This window comes from Tepidimonas sp., assembly GCF_046292505.1.
In the GTDB taxonomy this organism is placed as follows: Bacteria; Pseudomonadota; Gammaproteobacteria; order Burkholderiales; family Burkholderiaceae_C; genus Tepidimonas.
Genome location: NZ_JBKBQX010000177.1, coordinates 1 through 732 on the forward strand (window position 1 = coordinate 1; position 732 = coordinate 732).

Genomic DNA, 732 nt, shown 5'->3' on the forward strand with positions numbered 1-732 from the left:
CTGGAGATCTTCCGCAACGTGCGGCAACTGCCGGGGCCCGTCTTTGTCCACGCCCTCACGGTGAAGGGCAAGGGGTACGAGAAGGCCGAAGCGGACGCCCGCACCTGGCACGGGGTCGGCCCGTTCGACTTGCAAAAGTGCGAATTCGCCGCCAAGAGCGGCGGCCGCCCGGCGTACACCTCGGTCTTCGGCGATGCCCTGAGCGAACTTGCCCGGCGTGATGAGCGGGTGGTGGCCATTACCGCCGCCATGCCCGACGGCACCGGCCTGACGGAGTTCGCCAACGAGTTCCCGGATCGTTACTACGACGTCGGCATTGCCGAACCGCACGCGGTCACTTTTGCCGCCGGCCTGGCCGCCGGGGGCGTCAAGCCGTTCGTGGCCATCTACAGCACGTTTATGCAACGGGCCTTTGACCAGATCGTGCACGACTGCGCCCTGCAGCACCTGCCCGTGCGGTTCATCATGGACCGGGCCGGACTGGTGGGCGCGGACGGCCCCACGCACCACGGCGCCTTTGATATCAGCTACCTTTCGTTCATCCCTGGACTGGTGCAGCTCGCCCCCCGCGACGGCACCGAACTCCGCGCGATGGTGGACTGGATGGCAGGCTACCAGGATGCCCCCACCGCCCTGCGCTACCCTCGCGGCAGCGTGCCCGAGGGCTTGCCCGAAGGTCGTTCACCCATCCAACTCGGCCGCGCCGAGAACCTGGGCGTCCCGGGTGGTGAG

At 68.0% G+C, this 732-nt stretch carries 1 pseudogene; it reads left to right on the forward strand.

Features of this window, described 5'->3' with window-relative positions:
* Positions 1–18: 18 nt before the first annotated feature.
* A pseudogene (locus tag ACK4TH_RS12580) lies at positions 19–732 on the forward strand (1-deoxy-D-xylulose-5-phosphate synthase); the annotation flags it as partial.